This window comes from Pseudomonas sp. 7-41, assembly GCF_021233075.1.
Classification (GTDB): Bacteria; Pseudomonadota; Gammaproteobacteria; order Pseudomonadales; family Pseudomonadaceae; genus Aquipseudomonas; species Aquipseudomonas veronii.
On the sequence record NZ_CP089551.1, the window covers coordinates 2383627 to 2400578 of the forward strand.

The following is a 16952-nucleotide window of genomic DNA, read 5'->3' on the forward strand; positions in this document are numbered from 1 at the left end:
AGGCTGGCATGCAGTAATACAAGCCCATTTAATGAGCGGTTTATGCACCTGAACGGTGCTGGTCTAGTCCAGATAGGTAACGTTGATGCGTGATGAGGCAATCAAGGCGGTGACATCCATCGGCCTGGCGCTGCAAGAGCAGATCGACCATGGCCTTTTGCCGCCAGCCAGCAAACTGCCCGCCGAGCGCAAGCTCAGCGAGTTGTTTGGTACCACCCGGATTACGGTGCGGGAAGCCTTGTTACAACTGGAGGCCCAAGGCCAGATCTATCGCGAGGAGCGCCGTGGCTGGTTTGTCTCGCCGCCGCGCCTGGCCTACAACCTGATGCAGCGCAGCCACTTTCACGCAATGGTCAACGATCAGGGCCGCGTGGCGTCGACCGAGGTGATCAGCGCGCGGCTGCAACCGGCATCGGCGGCGGTGTGTGCGTGGCTGCAATTGCCGGCGCTGTCCAGCGTGATCCAGATCTGCCGCCGGCGCAGGATCGATGAGCGCCTGGTGTTGTATGTGGAGCACTACCTGAACCCGCAGTATTTCCCCGGGATTCTGGCCTGCGACCTGAACCAGTCGATGACCGAGCTGTATGCGCGCAAGTACGATTTGCACTACGGGCGGGTACGCTTCGAGATTGTGCCGACCTCACTGCCGGTGGAAGCCGCCGCCGCGTTGCGCGTGTCGGTGGGCAGCCCGGGCTTGCGTATCGCCCGGGTCAACTATGACCAGCATCAGCGTTTGATCGACTGTGACCTGGAGTTCTGGCGGCATGATGCCATCCACGTGGGCGTGGATGTCATGGGCTCAGCGTCTTGATCAGTTGATCCACATTGCTTTCCAACGCCGTCACCGGGTCGGCGCCGTCGACGTTCAAGACCAGCAGTTGCGCGCCCCCGGCCGTCACCGCGGTTTGCACCGCCGCGCTTGGCGGGCGATGGTGCAGCACCACGGCCACCTCGTGGTCCTTCAGGCGGCTGCTCAGTTGCTGTAAGGCCTCGGGCGTCCAGTCGGCATCTGGGCGTGCGTCGGTGTCGAGCACTTCCAGGTTCAAGCTGCCGAGCAGATACGCAAAGTGATCACTCAGGCTGACCACGCTCAGGTTATCCGCCTGGGCCAGCCGTGCTTCGCTGTCGGCGGTGAGCTTGAGCAGGCGCAGCTTGAGGGCGGCCAGGTTCGCGTCGATTTGCGCCTTCGCGCCCGGTGCCAGGCGGCTCAGGTCGGCGGCCATCACATCGGCCATGCGCCCCATATTGTTGCTCGATTGCCACGGCTGGCTGTTCAAGCCATCGCTGACACCCGGTTGCACCGCGATCCCCGGCAGGCCACCGTCCACCGGGCGCGCGGCGTCCACTTCGACGATGCGGATATTGCTGCGTCGCGCCACCGGGTACAGCGGGTCGTCGGCCCACAGCGAACGCAAGCCGATGACGGCATCGGCATCCATCGCCAACGTGCTCAAGGCCGGCGCGCCACGACCGGTGAAGTAGGACACCTGCCGCGAACCGGGCAGGTTGGCCGGCGCGGCGCGTTCGAGCTGTACGTCGCTGCCTTTAAGCAGCAGCTCCGCCAGGCCATAGGTAATGGGCAACGAGGCGAGGACCTTCACAGGTTTTTTCGCTTTGGTCAGCGCGGCGTGGCCCAGGCCTTGGTTGACTTTGAAACTCTTCGGATCAAAACCGTCGACGGCCAGCGCCGACGCGCTGGTCAGGCAAGCGATGGCCAAGGCCAGTGAGCGAAAGACAGGGTGCATTATCCAAGATTCCCTTTGAGGCTGGGCACGGTGCCGCGCGCGATGGCGGCGAGGGCGAAGGCGATACCGGCGACCAGGATGATCGCGGCGCCGGAGGGGATGGGCAGGTCGAAGATGATCGGCAGCAGGATGCCGCACAACGTGCTGACGGTGGCAATCGCCACGGAGACCCAGAAGAAGCCTTTGAGCGACTGGCTCAGCAAGCGTGCCGCCGCTGCCGGAATCACCAGCAGCGCGCCCACCAGGATCGCCCCGATGACCTTGACCGCTGCGACGGTGATCAATGTCACCAGGATCACGAACAGGTAATCCAGGGTCTTCACCGCCACCCCGCGTACCGCCGCCAATTGCGGGTTGAAGCTGGCGAGCATGATGCGGTTGTACAGCGGCAGGGCGAGGGCCATCACCAGCGAACCGACAATCGCCAGCACCAGCAGGTCGTTGCCATTGACCGTCAACACCGAGCCGAACAGCACGTTTTCCAGGATGTGAACGTTGATCTTGCCCGCCAGTATCAACAGCAGGCTTGCGCCCAACGCCAGGGACACCGAGAGGAACACGCCGATCAAGGTATCCGGCGCCAGGCCGGTGCGGTTGCGCAGGTAATTGAGCAGGATGCCGAACAGCAGGCAGTAGCCGAACAGCGCGCCATAGGGCCCGGTGTAGGGTTCGCCGAGCAGAATGCCCACGGCCACGCCGGTCAGCGCGGCATGGCCGACCGCTTCGGAGAAAAATGCAAAGCGTTTGACCACCACCAGCGTCCCCAGGCCGCCCAGCACCGGGCCGATCAGCAGGCCGGCGAGCAGGGCGTTGACCACAAAACCATAGGCCAGCGCCTCCGGCAGGTAACCGGAAGAGGCCCAGCCCTGGACCATCAGGCGAAACGCTTCATAACTCATGGCGCCAGGCTCCGAGGATGGGTGGAGAACAGGGTCAGCAGGCGATCCGGGGTCAGTGCGGCTTTGGGTGTGGCGTCGAACAGCACGCGGCGGTTCAGGCCGGTGACGCGGTCGGCGAGGCGGCCCACGGCGTCCAGGTCGTGCTCGATCCACAGCACGGTGATCCCGGCGCGGCGCCAGTCATCGAGCAGACGTTCGAACACCTGGATACCGGCTTCATCGAGGGCCGACATCGGCTCATCCAACACCAGCAATTGCGGGGCCGGGATCAGCCCCTGGGCGAGCAGCACGCGCTGACGTTCACCGCCCGACAACGCGCCCATGCGCCGTTTGCGTTTGTCCTGCAGGCCGACCCGTTCCAGGGCCTCGCCGATGGCGCCGGCGTAATGCCTGGACAGCCCGAGAAACGCCGGGCGCCGCTGACACATCGCCGCCATGAAGTCATCCACGGTCATCGGCAGGCCGCGGTCGAACTCCAGCGCCTGGGGCACATAACCAATGGTGCCGGGCGTGTCCGGCCACGTCAGGCGCAGTTGCCCCTGGTGCGGCGTTTGCCCCAGCAGCGTTTTGATCAGCGAGCTTTTCCCACCGCCGTTCGGGCCCACCAGTGCATGGATGCTGCCTGGCTGCACCTGGAAGCTCACGTCATCGAGGATCACGGTGCGGCCCAGGGTCAGCGACACCTTGTCGAAGTCGATCGTCGGGCCGACGCTGACCATGCTCAAGCGTTGCGCCGCCGTCATGCCCCCGACTCCTGAATCGCCCGCACCACCGTGTTGAGGTTGCCGGTCATTTCCACTTCGTACTTTTCAGCGCTGTATTCGCCGTAGGAGATATGCGACAGCGGGTACAGCCGGACCCCGGATTCACGCTGGATGGTCTCGACGTAGGTGGACGGGAAATCCATCTCCGAGAAGATCACTTTCACATCCAGGGCGCGCAATTCATCGATGGTTTTCTTCAACTGGCTCGGGCTGGGTTCGATGCCGTGGGCCGGCTCGACCACGGCGGTGACTTCCAGGCCGAACTCGCGCAGCAGGTAGTCGTAGGCTGCGTGGACTGTGGCCACGCGCAGGTCCGGGTTGGGCGCGCGGGTCAGCTTGGCCAGGGCCTCGGCGCGCATCTGCCGCAGGCGCTTGCCGTAGGCGCGGGCGTTCTGGGTGTAGGTTTTGGCGTTGTCCGGGTCGAGCTTGCCCAGTTCGCGGGCGATGTTGTTGACCTGGGCAATCGAGGCACTGATCGACAGGAAGGTGTGCGGGTTGACCACCTTGCCGGCGCCGCGCGCGGCGTTGCCGGTGGCGGCCAGCAGCGGCACGTTGGCGTTGGCTTCGATCACCGGGATGTCCGGCCGCTCGCTGGTGGCGATCATGCGGTCGGCGAAATCGTCGTGGCCGACCCCGTTGAGCACGATCACATCCAGGGTGCCGATGCGCTTGATGTCGTCGGCGCGCGGTTCGTAGGCATGTGGGTTGAAACCGGCCGGAATCAGCGGCACCACCTCGGCCTTGTCGCCGACGATGTTGGCGACGTAGCTGTAGTAAGGATGCAGGGTGATGCCGATCCGCAGGCGCTTGGCTGCCTCGGCGTTGGCCAGCGGAGCGAGCAGCAGGCTGATCAGGCTGACCAGCAGCAGGCGTACAAGGGGCGATGAAATAGACATGGGCAATCGGTCTTCTCGGTCAGTGACGGTGCTGGCGGGTCACGCCGGCGTCGAATTGCGCGACCACTTGCTGCCAGCCGGCCGCGATCAGCGCCTGGTCGGTGAGGTCGGCGGGGGCGGCCAGGTCTGGGCGGCGGTTGAGCCAGATGTCCGGCTCGGCGCCCGTTACCCGCATCAGCAGCGAGCCGCTGGTGGCCGGCGCCTGGCTCACGCCGAGGTAGGCCGACGGCGCCAGCAACTGCCAGCGATGATCGCCACGGCTGACCGAGCTGGCGTCCTGGGCAAAGGGCGCAAAGCCTTCTTCGGCCAGTTGCGCGGGCGTCGGCAGCACGCTGTGTGCCTGCTGCAGCCAGTGGATTTCATCCAGGGTCACGCGCAGGTCGGCGTAGATGCCTTGCTCGGCGGCGCTGAGGTCGCGGCGCGCGTCCAACTGGTGGCTGGGCACGGCAACCACGGCCTGGGTTTCACCGTGCAGGGCCACCACCGTACCGGCCACCGCCAGGATGATCAGGCACAGCAGCAGGACATAGAGGGTTTCGTGCCCGGCCCCGGCTGGGCGTACCACCTGTGTCGTACTCATTGGGACGGGATATCCGCTTGGTCGATTTCAACGACGTGACCGGGGCCGGCATCGAACAGCACGTAGAACTCGGCTGAGGGCTTCTTGAAGGTCAGGGTCGAGTCCGCGCCGAGCTTGCCGGGCACGAGGATGGTTTCGTCGTAGCCGATCACATCCAGGGTCACGCCGGGGGCGCCGCTGCCGTCGGAAAAACCGCCGGTGCATTGGATCTGTTCGCCGGGGATTTCCTTGCATTCGCACATCGGGTTGTGGGCCACGGCTGTGGGACAGAAACCGGCGCACAGCAACAACGTGGCGCAGGCGCGGCTCAGGCGTATCAATGTCATGGTTTGACTCCTTGCTTGTTCAGCCAGGCAATGGTGGCAGGCGAGGCCTGGCTCAGCGCAATGGAACCCTGGTGCATCGTGCCGTCCCAGCCTTCCATGGTGACCCACAGTTCGGCGTCGGCCGGCGTGCGCTCGGGCACCGGCAGCAGCGCGCCCATGCGGTACGGCGTGCCGAAGAAGATCACCCCGGCGGCGCGCAGGCTGCGCGGTTTGCCGATACGCAGGTAGGTTGCCTTGACCTGCTCGGCGCAGTTGGCGCACAGGGCGGCATTGAAAAATTTCATCGGGCCGGCCGGGTCCGGGCGCGGGCCTTCGTTGCGGAACTCGGCGAGGGTCAGGCTCCAGGGCCCGACCTGCACCTCGCCGGCCACCCGCTCGCCGATGCCGCTGTCACCGCGAAACAGCGCGGCGTCGGCTAAGTACTTGGGCATGAAGCCCAGGGGCACCAGCAACAGCAGGACGTTAAGGTGGAACCGCCATTTCAGCCACACGGCGCGCAGTGGCGAAGGCGTTGCGGCAGCGACCTTGCTCATTGGTTGCCCTCCGTCATTTCAGCCTGCAGGGCCGCGACCGCTGCCGCCTGGCGCGGCGCCTTGTGGCTGCGCTTGAGGGCATGGAGGGTGGCCAGGGCCGTGCGTTTGGTCCAGATCAGCAGGCCGCTCAACACCATCATGCTCAACACCAGGCCGAAGAATGCCCAGATCAGCTTGATCCACAGCCCGCCAAAGTCGCCGGTGTGCAGCGGGCGCATGGACTCGGTGACGAACTCCAGCGTCGAGCGGTTGGACAGCAGGTGCGAAACCGCCACTTCGCCGGTGTAGGGGTTGATCTGCGCGGTCTGGAACATCAACGGGTACCAGCCCCGCCCGCCGATCTGCAGATGGCTGTAGGCATTGAGTGGCAGGAACACGAAGCTGGTCTCCAGCCCCGGAATCCGTTGGCTGGCGATTTCGATCGCGTCGTCCAGGGCAATCATCGGCGCCGGCACGCCGGGGGCGGACGTCGGCACGTTCTCCCGGGCGATGACCGGCACGATGGGTTCGCTGGAGATGGAAATCTGGTTATCCCCCAGGATCGCCTGAATCAGGAACCAGGTGCCGGTGATGGAAATGACCGCGATGAACCAGATCGACCAGATACCGCTCAGGCGATGGAAGTCGCCCCAGAAGATCCGCGCGCCATGGCGGATGCGCAGGGTCGGGCGCAAAAAGCCCTTCCAGAAGCGCTTGTACACCACCAGCCCGGTGATCAACGACGCCAGCAACGGCAGGCCGAGCGCGGAGACCAGGTACCAGCCCCAACTGAACCCATTGGTGAATGGCACCAGCCACCAGCCGTGCAGGGCGCGGGTGAATTGTTTGAAGTCGAACGCCGGGCTGATGCCCTGGATCGCCCCTGTGTAAGGGTTGACATAGACCTCCACCGAGCGCCCGTCGGGGTAGCTGAGGGTGACGCTCAGGGCGAAGTGCGACTCGTCCGGGCGGATGATGGATTGCACGATCACCAGGGGCTCGGCGCGTTTGATGGCGTTGATCACCTGGTCATAGCTCAGCGGTTCGGCGTCGTCCGACGGCTTGCTGGCGCGGATTTCCGGGTTGGCCAGCCAGACGATTTCCTGGCTGACCACCGCCAGGGTGCCGGTGACGCAGACGATCAGTACAAAAAACCAGATGGGTAATGCCAGCCAGCTGTGTACGAGAAACCAGAGTTTTGAGCGCGACTTCTTCGACATGTGAATGGGAGTCTTGATCGGAGGGGGGCAATGAGGGCCCGGAAAAGGCCAGTCGTAGCTTTTGCTGACGCGACAGGCTGTATCTAAGTTAAGACGGATGAGAATGAGAAATCCCTAACCCAGATATGAAAGCAAATGTTTCAGATTCACATTCGGGGCGCTGAGGCCTCGGTGCTGGGCAGCCCCTGTCTCAAGCCGACCCTCGATCAAACAGTGGCAGCGGGCCTGCCCGCGATGGCGCTCCGTCAGGCACCGCCTGACACCCCGCCATCGCGAGCAAGCCCGCTCCCAGGCTCAGCCTTGCTTGAACAGCGCTTCGGCGCGCTGGCGGATTTGTGCTTCGTTCAGATTCTCCTTGCGGGAGGCGAGGAACCACACATGACCGAACGGATCTCTCAGCGTGGCGGAGCGGTCGCCGTAGAACTGGTCCTTGGGTTCGGAAATGGACAGGCCGCCGGCTGCGACCGCTTGTCGATACTGCGCGTCGACATCGTCCACATATAAATGCAGGCCGACACTGGTGTGGCCATCGCGCGGGCTGCCGAAGGCCATTTCACCGCAGGGCGAGGCGAGCATGATCGCCGAGTCTCCGATACGCAGTTCAGCGTGGCCGACCTTGCCATCGGGCATGTCCAGGCGCATGACTTGCGTGGCGTTGAAGGCTTTTTTGTAGAACTCGATGGCTTCGGCGGCTTTTTCGACGCCCAGGTAGGGCGTGATGCTGTGATAGCCCTCGGGGATTGGTTTTACGCTCATATCATTCTCCCTGAATTGTGTTTATGAAGGGACGGCCCTTTCACTATAGGCCACGCCAGCCGTGGCTTGCGGGCAACCGACGAGGTGTTGCCCAGGCAACAGTGAACCGGCAGATCGTTCCGCCATCAGTGCTGCGGCGGGCGCCAGCCGCAGCGACACCACGGGTTTCAGGGCGCGGCGCTGTCCCAGGGGGTTAAGGTGAACATTTCCCACAGGGAGCGGTTTTTCAACTGGGCTCCAACAACTGAGCCCCCGGCCCCCGCTCACCGAGCAGGTCGCCCTGATTGCGCAACGGGCAGGCTTCCAGCGACAGGCATCCACAGCCAATACAGCCATTGAGCTTGTCGCGCAGGAGCATCAGCTTGTTGATGCGCTCGTCCAGATCTGCCCGCCACGATGCCGACAAACGCTGCCAATCTTTAGCCGTCGGCGTGCGTCCATCCGGCAGGGCCTGCAACGCTTCACCAATCGTCGCCAGCGGAATCCCCAGGCGCTGGGCGATCTTGATCACCACCACCCGGCGCAGTACATCGCGCGGGTAGCGCCGCTGGTTGCCGGCATTGCGATTGCTTTTGATCAGCCCCTTGGTTTCGTAGAAATGCAGGGCCGTGACCGCCACGCCGCTGCGGGCCGACAGTTGGCCAACAGTAAGCTCCTTGGTAACCATGAAAAACTCCGGATTAACCCTTGACCTTGACTTAACTAGAGGTTTTACCCTGCGTGGTATCGAATCACAAGATTCTGCCTACAGAGAAAGGGGAGTGTTCATGCAGGTATCAGAGAAGAATCGCAGTTTCACTCAATTGATCGAGTTTCAGGTCGAGCCCCAGCAACAGCTCGCCCTGGTCGCGGCGTTGTCCATCCAGAGCGAGCGCCTGGCCCAAGGGCACGGCGGCTTTCTCAATGCGAGTGTGCAGGTCAGCGATGACGGGCGGCGGGTACTCAATTACCTGCAATGGCGCTCACGCGAGGACGGCGAGGCGGCCTTCCAGTGCGTTGAGCACGGCGAGGAAGATTTCTGGACACTGATACGCGCCCACCAGGCCACGGCCGTGACCTTCGGTTCGTTCCAGGTGCTGCACAGTTTCGAGCGCAGCCATGACAATGCGTTGCACTGCCGTTTAAATGGATAGGTGCAGCATGCGCTCACCCTGAACGTTTTCCCCCGGGCGGCGCTTGTTCACCGCCAGTTCGCCGATCTTGATCAGGCGCGTGCGTGTGACGTTGCGGCTCAGGCCCAGCAGGTTGGCGGTGTGGACCTGGTTGTAGTGGCTGAAGCGGTAGGCGGCACGCAGCAACGCGTCCTCGACTTTTTCATGCAGGGCACCGGCCTGTTCCTCGAACAGCTTTTGAAAGGCCCGTTCCAGCAAGGCTTCGGCACTGTTGTCGGTGCCGTGTTGGCTGTCGTCCTGACGCTCGATGCGCAGGTTCGACAGGCGTAAATCGTCGCGTTCGATCACGCCATTGCGGCAGATCAGCAAGGTGTGGTGAATCACGTTTTCCAGCTCGCGGATATTGCCTGGCCAGCTGTAGTTTTTCAGCTTGTGTTCGGCCTCGCGGCTGATGGTGACCGGGCCGTAGCCCAGGCGCTGGCTGTAGGCTTCGATGAAGTGTCGGGTCAGCGGCAGGATATCGCCGGGACGCTCGCGCAACGGGCTGAGTTCCAGGCTGACCACGTCGAGACGGTAGTAGAGGTCTTCACGGAAGTGCCCGGCGTTGATGGCTTTTTCCAGCTGCACGTTGGTCGCCGCAAGCACGCGCACATCGATGGGAATGCTCTTGCGCGAGCCCAGGCGCACTACCTCCCGCTCTTGCAGTACGCGCAATAATTTGACCTGGATCGCCATCGGCAAATCACCGATCTCATCGAGGAACAAGGTGCCGCCGTCGGCCTCTTCGAACCAGCCGGCCTTGGCGCTGAGGGCGCCGGTGAAGGCGCCTTTTTCATGGCCGAACAGCTCGGCTTCCACCAGCGATTCGGAAAACGCCCCGCAGTTCACCGCCACGAAGGGCCGGTTGCGTCGTGCGCTGAGGTTATGAATGTGGCGCGCCACCAGCTCTTTACCGGTCCCGGTTTCGCCGATGATCAACACGCTGGCTTCGCTGGGCGCCACTTGCTGGATATGGTCGAGCAGTGCCTGGGATTTCGGGTCTTCGAAGACCTGGGCCGTGGCGCGGATCGAGGTGGCGAGGGCGGGCGAGGGCGGTAAGGTTAAAAGCTGCATGGGCACCTCTTTATGAATAGAACGTAGGAGTCGGCAGGGACTGGTTCAACGCCCAGTCCCCCAGTTCGTGGAGTTTGTAGTCCACCGGGTCGTGCAGGCTTTGCGTGCGCAGGTTGCGCCAGTGCCGGTCCAGGCGCAGTGACGCATGGGTGGAGCGCGCGCCGGTGACTTCAAACAGGCGGCTGCACAACTCCAGGCCCTGGCGGCTGGCGGCGACCTTGGCGGTGGCGATGGCGATGGCTAGTTGGCCGCGTTCGTTTTCGCTGAGGTTCGGCCCCTGGGCCCAGGCTTGATCGAGCAGCGCGGCGGCGCGTTCCACCAACAGGCGCACACCTTGCAGGGCCACCCAGAATTCGCCGTAGTGGTGCAGCACGTAAGGGTCTTGGCGCACATCCTCGGCGGTGGATTTATGCCACGCACGGGTTTCGGTGAGGGTGTAGTTGCGCGCTTCATCAAAGGCACCTTCGGCTATGCCGAGGAACATGTGCGTGAAGGTCAACTGCGCGATCAGTGGGCGCAGGCAGGCGAACGGTGTGCTCAGAGGGCCCGGGTCGAGCAGCAATTCCGACTCCTCGACGCGCACCCGTTCGAAACTGGCGCTGCCGCTGTCGGTCTGGCGCTGGCCGATATTGTTCCAGTCGTTGTGCAAGGTGATGCCGCTGCGCCCGCTGGGGATGGCGGCGATCAGCAACTTGCCGCCGGCGCTCTCATCCACCGCCGAGGCGATCAGCATTTCCGAGTCGCTGGCGCCGGAGCAGAAGCTCTTCTTGCCGGAGAACTCACGCCAACCGCCGAAATCCTTGACCTGCGTGCGCGTGTCCAGCGGGTTGAGGGCGTTGCCCCAGAACCAGTTTTTGCGTGCGGTCTGTTCGAACCACGGCTGCCATTGGTCCGGCCGCGAAAACAGGCGCACCGTAGCGAGCATCAGGTGGTGAAAACCGAAGACATGAGCGATGGAGCTGTCGACCTTGGCGAATTCACGCACGATGGCCAGGGTGTCGCTCCAGCGCGCACCAAGGCCGCCGTATTGAGTGGGAATGCTCAGGGCCAGCAGACCGCTTTGGCGCAGGGCATCCCGTTCGGTTTTTGGCGTGCCGCCGCGCTCGTCGCGTTCGACGGCGGTGAGGGCGAATTCGGCGGCGAGCTGTCTGGCGGTCTGCAAAGGTGAGGGCAGGACGCTGTGGGGGTTGGCTGTCACGCGGTGTTCCTCATAGGGCTCTAATGCCGTGTGCTGTCTATTGGGCAATGCAGATCAACGGTGCGATCTCAGCATTCTCAGGCCTTGGCCGGCAGCACATCATTGGCAATCATCTCGCCAAACGGTCCGGTGAGATTGGTGACACCGCGCCCGGCCAGGCTGGCGTAGGGTTCCGGCAATAGCGGGAACACCAACTCGGCGAAGCGATAGGCTTCTTCGAGGTGCGGGTAGCCGGAAAAGATGAAACTCTCGATGCCCAAATCCGCGTATTCCTTGATCCGCTCGGCCACTTGCCGCGGGTTGCCTACCAGCGCCGTGCCGGCACCGCCACGGACCAGGCCGACACCGGCCCACAGGTTGGGGGCGATTTCCAGGTTGTCGCGGCGCCCGTCGTGCAAGGCGGCCATGCGGCGCTGGCCTTCGGAATCAAAGCGCGAGAAGGATTTTTGCGCGGCGGCGATGGTCTCGTCGCTGATGTGTTCGATCAGTTTGTCGGCGGCTTTCCAGGCGTCCTCTTCGGTCTCGCGCACGATCACATGCAGGCGGATGCCGAACTTCACGGTCCGCCCGTGGCGCGCGGCCCGTTCACGTACATCCGCGAGCTTTTCGGCGACGGCGGCGGGTGGTTCGCCCCAGGTCAGGTACACGTCCACCTGTTCGGCGGCGAGGTCGTGGGCGGCGTCGGAGGAACCGCCGAAGTACAGCGGCGGGTAAGGCTTCTGCACCGGTGGGTAAAGTGCCTTGGCATTCTGCACACGCAGGTGTTTGCCTTCGAAGTCCACCGATTCGCCCTGCAATACGCGGCGCCAGATCTTGAGGAATTCGTCGGAGACTTCATAGCGTTCGCGGTGGTCGAGGAAGCTGCCGTCGCCGCGGTTTTCGTCGGGGTCGCCGCCGGTCACGACGTTGATCAGCAGGCGGCCGTTGGACAGGCGATCCAGGGTCGCCGCCATGCGCGCCGACACTGTGGGCGAGATGATGCCAGGGCGAATTGCCACCAGGTAGCGCAAGCGTTCTGTCAGCGGCACCAGCGCCGAGGCGATTACCCAGGAGTCTTCGCACGAACGCCCGGTAGGAATCAACACGCCGTAGTAGCCAAGGCTGTCAGCGGCCTGGGCGACTTGCTTCAGATAATTGAGGGTGACCGGACGGGCACCTTGGGTGGTGCCCAGGTAATGACCGTCGCCATGAGTGGGCAGAAACCAGAAAACATCCATGACGAATCCTTAAGCGATTTTCAACAGTGAGGGGGCGTGCGCGGCGAACAAAGGGGCTGCGCGTTCTGCCGCAAGGCGAATACGGCCTTTCAAGGCTTCGTTGGTGATTTGGTAATCGGTGAAATCGGCTTCGGTGGCGTATACGCCGATCGGCAAGGTCAGGGCCTGGAAGAAGCTGAACAGCGGGCGCAACTGGTGATCGAGTACCAGCGCGTGACGTTCGCTGCCGCCGGTGGCGGCCAGCAGCACAGGGGTGTCGATCAGCGAGTTGAGGCCAACCAGGTCGAACAGATGCTTGAGCAGGCCTGGATAAGAACCGCGATAGACCGGTGCGGCGACGATCAGCAAGTCGGCCTGTTCGATGGCCAACAGTTGGGATTCGACCTCGGCCGGCAACTCATCGCGCGACAGTGCGCCGCCCAGTGGCCGGGCGATATCACCGAGTTCGATCAGGGTCGTCTGGATCGGCAACAACGTCGCCAGTTCGGCCAGCACGGCCTGGGTCAACACCAGGGTACGGGACGGGCGCCAGGTTCCGCCGGAGAGGGCAACGACATTCAGGGGACGGGTCATGAACAGTTCCTTTTTCAACAGTGGCATAGCAGGGGAAGTGAGCCGGTCTGAGCAAGAGCTGTACCAACGGCTGCAGGCCTTGATCCGCCTGGGCTGCGGGCTCACTGCTGAAAAACGTTGCTGTTGTCTGCCTGGTGTTTTGTTGAATGGCTGTTGCCTGCGCAACAGTTGCCTGGCGAACAGTGTCGAATTCGCGTGGAGCCATTTATAGAGGGTTATGGTTATTCCGTAAATGAACGTATTTCTATATTTATAGATCTTAAAGGAATATAAAGGTGGCGCTGATGAGGGTGTGGCGACGGGTGATAGCGACTATCACGGATGGTGATTTTTCACTGTCCAGGGTCGGGAGTAGCCTGTGTTCATTGACTTGAGACCTTCTTCGCAGAGCCGTCGCCATGAACCGATTTTTTGCTGTTTCCTTATTACTCGTCACTTCTGTCGTTGCCGGTTGTGCGACCCATCCTTCGCCTGAATTACGCCCTTACACGGCGCAAGAAACCCGGGAACTGGCGCTGGAGGCGTTGAGCCGTCGCGGCTTGTCGTTTGACGAATATCAACGCCAGCGGGCTGCCCTGACCGGTCAGGCACAACAACCTTTCAGTTTTGCTCACCAGGGCGAAATGAACGCCGAACGTAATGTGACCCTGCATGGCCGCCCCAGTTGAGCCGGTGCTCAGTGGCAAAAAGCCCGAGGTTTCTCAAGAAGCCTCGGGCTTTTTGTTTGCCATGGCGCTATGTCAGCCTGTTAAGCTGAATTTCAGGAGCGTTCCTACGCACATTTACGTCAAGTGGTCCTTTTTTAATGGCATTCGATCGGGTAAACCTGACGACCTCTGTTCCGGTCGATGCCCCTGAGACGTTGCTCTCGGGAACCTGCTCTGCGAGTCCCTAAGGTTATGAATAAACGTCCGTTGTATTTCGACTACGCCGCCACCACCCCGGTGGACGAGCGGGTCATCCAGGTGATGGTCGAGTGTCTGGGCTTGCACGCCAATTTCGGTAACCCTGCGTCCAGTTCCCACGCCTTCGGCCAAGCGGCCCGGCAAACGGTTGAACAGGCGCGTCGCCAGGTGGCCGAGTTGGTCGGTGCCGAGCCGGAGCAGATCGTCTGGACGTCCGGCGCGACGGAGTCCAACAACCTCGCGATCAAGGGGGTGACTCAAGCGCGGGGCTTGGCGGGTGGGCATATCATCACCAGCCAGATCGAGCACAAGGCTACGCTGGACACCGCGCGGCAGATGCAGGAGGCCGGAGTGGCGGTGACCTACCTGGCGCCGGACGCCGATGGGTTGATCAGTGCCGAGGCGGTGAGTGAAGCACTGCGTGAGGACACCTTCCTGGTATCGCTGATGTTGGTGAACAACGAGTTGGGCACCCTCAACGACATCCCCTCCATTGGCGCGCGGGTGCGTGAACACGGCGCGTTGTTGCATGTGGACGCGGCACAGGGCGCGGGCAAGGTGGCGATCGACCTGGCGCAATGGCCGGTGGATTTGATGTCGTTTTCCGCGCACAAGGTGTATGGCCCCAAGGGGATCGGCGCGCTGTATGTCGGGCCGCGGGCGCAGCGGAAGGTGTTGGCGCAGATTCACGGCGGTGGCCACGAGGGCGGCTTGCGCTCCGGTACACTGGCAACCCACCAGATTGCGGGCATGGGCGCGGCGTTCGCCTTGGCGGCGCAGGCGTTCAGTGAAGAGCAGGCGGCGATCGTGGCCTTGCGCCAGCGCCTGCTCGATCAACTGGCGTCGGTCGCCGGTGTGCGTCTCAATGGCAGCGCCACCCAGCGCATTCCCCACACCCTCAGCCTCACCTTCGGTGAAGGCGAGTTCAACGCCGCGGCCTTGAGTGCGGGCATTGCTTTTTCCGCCACCTCGGCCTGCAATTCGGCGAGCAATGCGCCCTCCCATGTGCTGCTGGCGCTGGGGCATGATGCCCGCAGCGCCGGTCGAACCATTCGCTTGAGCCTGGGGCGGTTCACCACCGAGCAGGATATCGACCAGGCCGTGCAGTTGATCAAGGCCGCCCTTGCCAGTGCGCCGGCGTTCTGGGCGGTCTGATTCTTCATTCGTAATCCATAACAATTATTCGTGGTTAGCAGGAGACACAATGAGTACGCAGCCTTTGACCCATGGAACGGTTCCCCAGCGCCTGGCGCATACCCGTGAATTGATGCGCCGCGAAGGCATTCATGCCTTGCTGGTGCCGTCCGCTGACCCGCACCTGTCCGAATACTTGCCGGGCTACTGGCAGGGGCGTCAATGGTTGTCGGGCTTCCACGGCTCGGTGGGGACGCTGATCGTCACCGCGGATTTCGCCGGTGTCTGGGCCGACAGCCGCTACTGGGAACAAGCGACCAAGGAACTCAAGGGCAGCGGTATCGAGTTGGTGAAGCTGCAGCCGGGGCAACCTGGCCCGCTGGAGTGGCTGGCCGAACAGACGCCGCAGGGCGCCGTGGTGGCGGTCGACGGTGCGGTAATGGCCGTGGCGTCGGCGCGTACCTTGGGCGGTAAACTGGCGGAGCGCGGTGCTCGCCTGCGTACCGATATCGACCTGTTGAATGAAGTCTGGAGCGACCGCCCGGCGTTGCCGAATCAGCCGATCTATCAGCACCTGCCACCGCAGGCCACCGTCAGCCGTGGCGAAAAACTCGCTGCACTGCGCGCCAGCTTGAAAGAAAAGGGCGCCGACTGGCACTTCATCGCCACCCTGGATGACATCGCCTGGTTGTTTAACCTGCGCGGTGCCGATGTATCGTTCAACCCGGTGTTTGTATCCTTCGCCCTGATCAATGCGCAACAGGCCACGCTGTTTGTGGCGCTGAGCAAAGTCGATGCCGCGCTGCGGGCGGTGCTTGAGCAGGATGGCGTGACCTTGCGCGATTACAGCGAAGTCGCCGATGCCCTGCGCGCGGTGCCATCGGGCGCGAGTGTGCAGGTTGATCCGGCACGCGTGACCGCCGGTTTGCTGGAACACCTGGACGCCAGCGTCAAGCTGGTGGAAGGGCTGAACCCGACGACGCTTGCCAAATCCCGCAAGAGCCTGGCCGACGCGGAACATATCCGCCTGGCCATGGAGCAGGATGGCGCGGCCTTGTGCGAATTCTTCGCCTGGCTGGAGAGTGCGCTGGGCCGTGAACGCATCACTGAACTGACCATCGACGAACACCTGACGGCCGCACGTACCCGCCGTCCCGGTTATGTGTCGCTGAGTTTCAACACCATCGCTGCGTTCAATGCCAATGGCGCGATGCCGCATTACCACGCCACCGAAGAAGAGCATGCGCTGATCGAAGGCGATGGCCTGCTGCTGATCGACTCGGGTGGCCAGTACTTGGGCGGTACTACCGATATCACGCGGATGGTGCCTATCGGAGCGCCGAGTGATGAACAGAAGCGTGATTGTACCCGCGTGCTCAAGGGGGTGATCGCCCTGTCCCGTGCTCATTTTCCCAAGGGCATTATGTCGCCACTGCTCGATGCCATCGCGCGCGCGCCGATCTGGGCCGAAGGTGTGGACTACGGCCATGGCACGGGGCACGGTGTAGGTTATTTCCTCAATGTGCATGAAGGTCCGCAGGTCATCGCCTACCAGGCCGCTACTGCGCCGCAAACCGCGATGCAGCCGGGCATGATCACCTCCATTGAACCGGGTACTTACCGTCCGGGGCGTTGGGGCGTGCGTATCGAGAACCTGGTGTTGAATCGCGAAGCGGGCAAGACCGAGTTCGGTGAGTTCCTCGAGTTCGAAACCCTGACCTTGTGCCCGATCGATACCCGTTGTCTGGAGCCGTCGTTGCTGACGGCGGAGGAGCGCCAGTGGCTCAATGCGTACCATGCCGAGGTGTGTCAGCGTTTGAGCCCATTGCTCAGTGGCGCAGCGCTGGAGTGGTTGCAGGTACGCACCGCGGCTATTTGATCGGTCGCTGCTCGGCAAGTGCCGCTTGTGATTTACGCGCAGGCGGCCGGTCGCAGCGTCGCGAAGGGCTGCGCGGGGTCGAGGCGTTCGGTGGGCGCTGCGGAGCAGTCGGAAGTGGACTGC

19 protein-coding genes are annotated in these 16952 nt (G+C 63.1%); 5 read left to right on the forward strand and 14 right to left on the reverse strand.

The window, feature by feature from the left end; translation table 11 throughout:
* Window positions 1-85 precede the first annotated feature (85 nt).
* The gene (locus LQ249_RS10835) at window positions 86-811 is read left to right on the forward strand and encodes a UTRA domain-containing protein (RefSeq protein ID WP_017846895.1); all 726 of its coding nucleotides are present in this window, start codon (window positions 86-88) and stop codon (window positions 809-811) included.
* Here LQ249_RS10835 and LQ249_RS10840 read toward each other — a convergent pair.
* From LQ249_RS10840 to soxR, 10 genes are all read right to left on the reverse strand, one after another.
* Window positions 792-1745: a metal ABC transporter solute-binding protein, Zn/Mn family gene (locus LQ249_RS10840; protein WP_057005835.1), complete on the reverse strand. Its 954-nt coding sequence runs from the start codon at window positions 1743-1745 to the stop codon at window positions 792-794. The genes LQ249_RS10835 and LQ249_RS10840 overlap by 20 nt on opposite strands.
* A complete protein-coding gene (locus tag LQ249_RS10845; protein ID WP_017846897.1) occupies window positions 1745-2644 on the reverse strand; it encodes a metal ABC transporter permease in 900 nt (299 codons plus the stop codon). Before LQ249_RS10845 ends, LQ249_RS10840 begins: the two co-directional genes overlap by 1 nt.
* Window positions 2641-3387 (reverse strand): metal ABC transporter ATP-binding protein, encoded by a 747-nt coding sequence (locus LQ249_RS10850; protein WP_057005834.1) that lies wholly within the window; start codon window positions 3385-3387, stop codon window positions 2641-2643. The genes LQ249_RS10845 and LQ249_RS10850 overlap by 4 nt, the downstream gene beginning before the upstream one ends.
* Window positions 3384-4304, reverse strand: a complete 921-nt coding sequence (locus tag LQ249_RS10855; protein ID WP_017846899.1) for a metal ABC transporter substrate-binding protein — start codon at window positions 4302-4304, stop codon at window positions 3384-3386. The genes LQ249_RS10850 and LQ249_RS10855 overlap by 4 nt, the downstream gene beginning before the upstream one ends.
* A 19-nt stretch (window positions 4305-4323) precedes the next feature.
* Window positions 4324-4884: a DUF6162 family protein gene (locus LQ249_RS10860; protein ID WP_057005833.1), complete on the reverse strand. Its 561-nt coding sequence runs from the start codon at window positions 4882-4884 to the stop codon at window positions 4324-4326.
* Complete coding sequence (locus LQ249_RS10865) at window positions 4881-5210, reverse strand: hypothetical protein (protein WP_017846901.1); 330 nt, start codon at window positions 5208-5210, stop codon at window positions 4881-4883. The genes LQ249_RS10860 and LQ249_RS10865 overlap by 4 nt, the downstream gene beginning before the upstream one ends.
* The gene (locus tag LQ249_RS10870) at window positions 5207-5743 is read right to left on the reverse strand and encodes a hypothetical protein (RefSeq protein ID WP_057005832.1); all 537 of its coding nucleotides are present in this window, start codon (window positions 5741-5743) and stop codon (window positions 5207-5209) included. The genes LQ249_RS10865 and LQ249_RS10870 overlap by 4 nt, the downstream gene beginning before the upstream one ends.
* Window positions 5740-6942: a PepSY-associated TM helix domain-containing protein gene (locus LQ249_RS10875; protein ID WP_057005831.1), complete on the reverse strand. Its 1203-nt coding sequence runs from the start codon at window positions 6940-6942 to the stop codon at window positions 5740-5742. Before LQ249_RS10875 ends, LQ249_RS10870 begins: the two co-directional genes overlap by 4 nt.
* A gap of 294 nt (window positions 6943-7236) precedes the next feature.
* A complete protein-coding gene (locus LQ249_RS10880; protein WP_017846904.1) occupies window positions 7237-7698 on the reverse strand; it encodes a VOC family protein in 462 nt (153 codons plus the stop codon).
* A gap of 226 nt (window positions 7699-7924) precedes the next feature.
* Entirely contained in the window at window positions 7925-8365 is a 441-nt protein-coding gene (gene soxR / locus LQ249_RS10885; protein WP_017846905.1) for a redox-sensitive transcriptional activator SoxR, read from the reverse strand.
* Between the two features lie 100 nt (window positions 8366-8465).
* Between soxR and LQ249_RS10890 the strand changes: the two genes are divergently transcribed.
* Window positions 8466-8831, forward strand: a complete 366-nt coding sequence (locus LQ249_RS10890; RefSeq protein ID WP_017846906.1) for an antibiotic biosynthesis monooxygenase — start codon at window positions 8466-8468, stop codon at window positions 8829-8831.
* Here the strand turns inward: LQ249_RS10890 and LQ249_RS10895 are convergent.
* The 4 genes from LQ249_RS10895 to msuE form a co-directional block, all read right to left on the reverse strand.
* Window positions 8820-9923: a sigma-54 interaction domain-containing protein gene (locus LQ249_RS10895; RefSeq protein WP_232566447.1), complete on the reverse strand. Its 1104-nt coding sequence runs from the start codon at window positions 9921-9923 to the stop codon at window positions 8820-8822. The two genes, LQ249_RS10890 and LQ249_RS10895, sit on opposite strands and share 12 nt — an antisense overlap.
* Window positions 9924-9933: 10 nt before the next feature.
* Window positions 9934-11121, reverse strand: a complete 1188-nt coding sequence (locus LQ249_RS10900; protein WP_057005830.1) for an acyl-CoA dehydrogenase family protein — start codon at window positions 11119-11121, stop codon at window positions 9934-9936.
* Window positions 11122-11198: 77 nt separating this feature from the next.
* A complete protein-coding gene (gene ssuD / locus LQ249_RS10905; RefSeq protein ID WP_046384133.1) occupies window positions 11199-12338 on the reverse strand; it encodes an FMNH2-dependent alkanesulfonate monooxygenase in 1140 nt (379 codons plus the stop codon).
* A 9-nt stretch (window positions 12339-12347) separates the two neighbouring features.
* On the reverse strand, window positions 12348-12911 hold the full coding sequence (msuE, locus tag LQ249_RS10910) for an FMN reductase (protein WP_057005851.1): 564 nt from the start codon (window positions 12909-12911) through the stop codon (window positions 12348-12350).
* 398 nt (window positions 12912-13309) lie between these two features.
* Here msuE and LQ249_RS10915 point away from each other — a divergent pair, with 398 nt between their 5' ends.
* From LQ249_RS10915 to LQ249_RS10925, 3 genes are all read left to right on the forward strand, one after another.
* Window positions 13310-13579 (forward strand): hypothetical protein, encoded by a 270-nt coding sequence (locus tag LQ249_RS10915; protein ID WP_046384132.1) that lies wholly within the window; start codon window positions 13310-13312, stop codon window positions 13577-13579.
* A 231-nt stretch (window positions 13580-13810) separates the two neighbouring features.
* A complete protein-coding gene (locus LQ249_RS10920; RefSeq protein ID WP_134939368.1) occupies window positions 13811-14971 on the forward strand; it encodes a cysteine desulfurase family protein in 1161 nt (386 codons plus the stop codon).
* Window positions 14972-15020: 49 nt separating this feature from the next.
* Window positions 15021-16829, forward strand: a complete 1809-nt coding sequence (locus LQ249_RS10925) for an aminopeptidase P family protein (protein ID WP_017846913.1) — start codon at window positions 15021-15023, stop codon at window positions 16827-16829.
* The last annotated feature ends 123 nt before the right edge of the window (window positions 16830-16952 follow it).

Excerpts from the sequence above, each read along its gene's own strand:
- LQ249_RS10850 (WP_057005834.1), bottom strand. The coding sequence starts at position 3,387 with ATGACGGCGGCGCAACGCTTGAGCATGGTCAGCGTCGGCCCGACGATC.
- LQ249_RS10845 (WP_017846897.1), bottom strand. The coding sequence starts at position 2,644 with ATGAGTTATGAAGCGTTTCGCCTGATGGTCCAGGGCTGGGCCTCTTCC.
- LQ249_RS10920 (WP_134939368.1), top strand. The coding sequence starts at position 13,811 with ATGAATAAACGTCCGTTGTATTTCGACTACGCCGCCACCACCCCGGTG.
- soxR (WP_017846905.1), bottom strand. The coding sequence starts at position 8,365 with ATGGTTACCAAGGAGCTTACTGTTGGCCAACTGTCGGCCCGCAGCGGC.
- LQ249_RS10915 (WP_046384132.1), top strand. The coding sequence starts at position 13,310 with ATGAACCGATTTTTTGCTGTTTCCTTATTACTCGTCACTTCTGTCGTT.
- LQ249_RS10835 (WP_017846895.1), top strand. The coding sequence starts at position 86 with ATGCGTGATGAGGCAATCAAGGCGGTGACATCCATCGGCCTGGCGCTG.
- ssuD (WP_046384133.1), bottom strand. The coding sequence starts at position 12,338 with ATGGATGTTTTCTGGTTTCTGCCCACTCATGGCGACGGTCATTACCTG.
- LQ249_RS10855 (WP_017846899.1), bottom strand. The coding sequence starts at position 4,304 with ATGTCTATTTCATCGCCCCTTGTACGCCTGCTGCTGGTCAGCCTGATC.
- LQ249_RS10890 (WP_017846906.1), top strand. The coding sequence starts at position 8,466 with ATGCAGGTATCAGAGAAGAATCGCAGTTTCACTCAATTGATCGAGTTT.
- LQ249_RS10860 (WP_057005833.1), bottom strand. The coding sequence starts at position 4,884 with ATGAGTACGACACAGGTGGTACGCCCAGCCGGGGCCGGGCACGAAACC.
- LQ249_RS10865 (WP_017846901.1), bottom strand. The coding sequence starts at position 5,210 with ATGACATTGATACGCCTGAGCCGCGCCTGCGCCACGTTGTTGCTGTGC.
- LQ249_RS10870 (WP_057005832.1), bottom strand. The coding sequence starts at position 5,743 with ATGAGCAAGGTCGCTGCCGCAACGCCTTCGCCACTGCGCGCCGTGTGG.
- LQ249_RS10895 (WP_232566447.1), bottom strand. The coding sequence starts at position 9,923 with ATGCAGCTTTTAACCTTACCGCCCTCGCCCGCCCTCGCCACCTCGATC.
- LQ249_RS10925 (WP_017846913.1), top strand. The coding sequence starts at position 15,021 with ATGAGTACGCAGCCTTTGACCCATGGAACGGTTCCCCAGCGCCTGGCG.
- LQ249_RS10840 (WP_057005835.1), bottom strand. The coding sequence starts at position 1,745 with ATGCACCCTGTCTTTCGCTCACTGGCCTTGGCCATCGCTTGCCTGACC.
- msuE (WP_057005851.1), bottom strand. The coding sequence starts at position 12,911 with ATGACCCGTCCCCTGAATGTCGTTGCCCTCTCCGGCGGAACCTGGCGC.
- LQ249_RS10880 (WP_017846904.1), bottom strand. The coding sequence starts at position 7,698 with ATGAGCGTAAAACCAATCCCCGAGGGCTATCACAGCATCACGCCCTAC.
- LQ249_RS10875 (WP_057005831.1), bottom strand. The coding sequence starts at position 6,942 with ATGTCGAAGAAGTCGCGCTCAAAACTCTGGTTTCTCGTACACAGCTGG.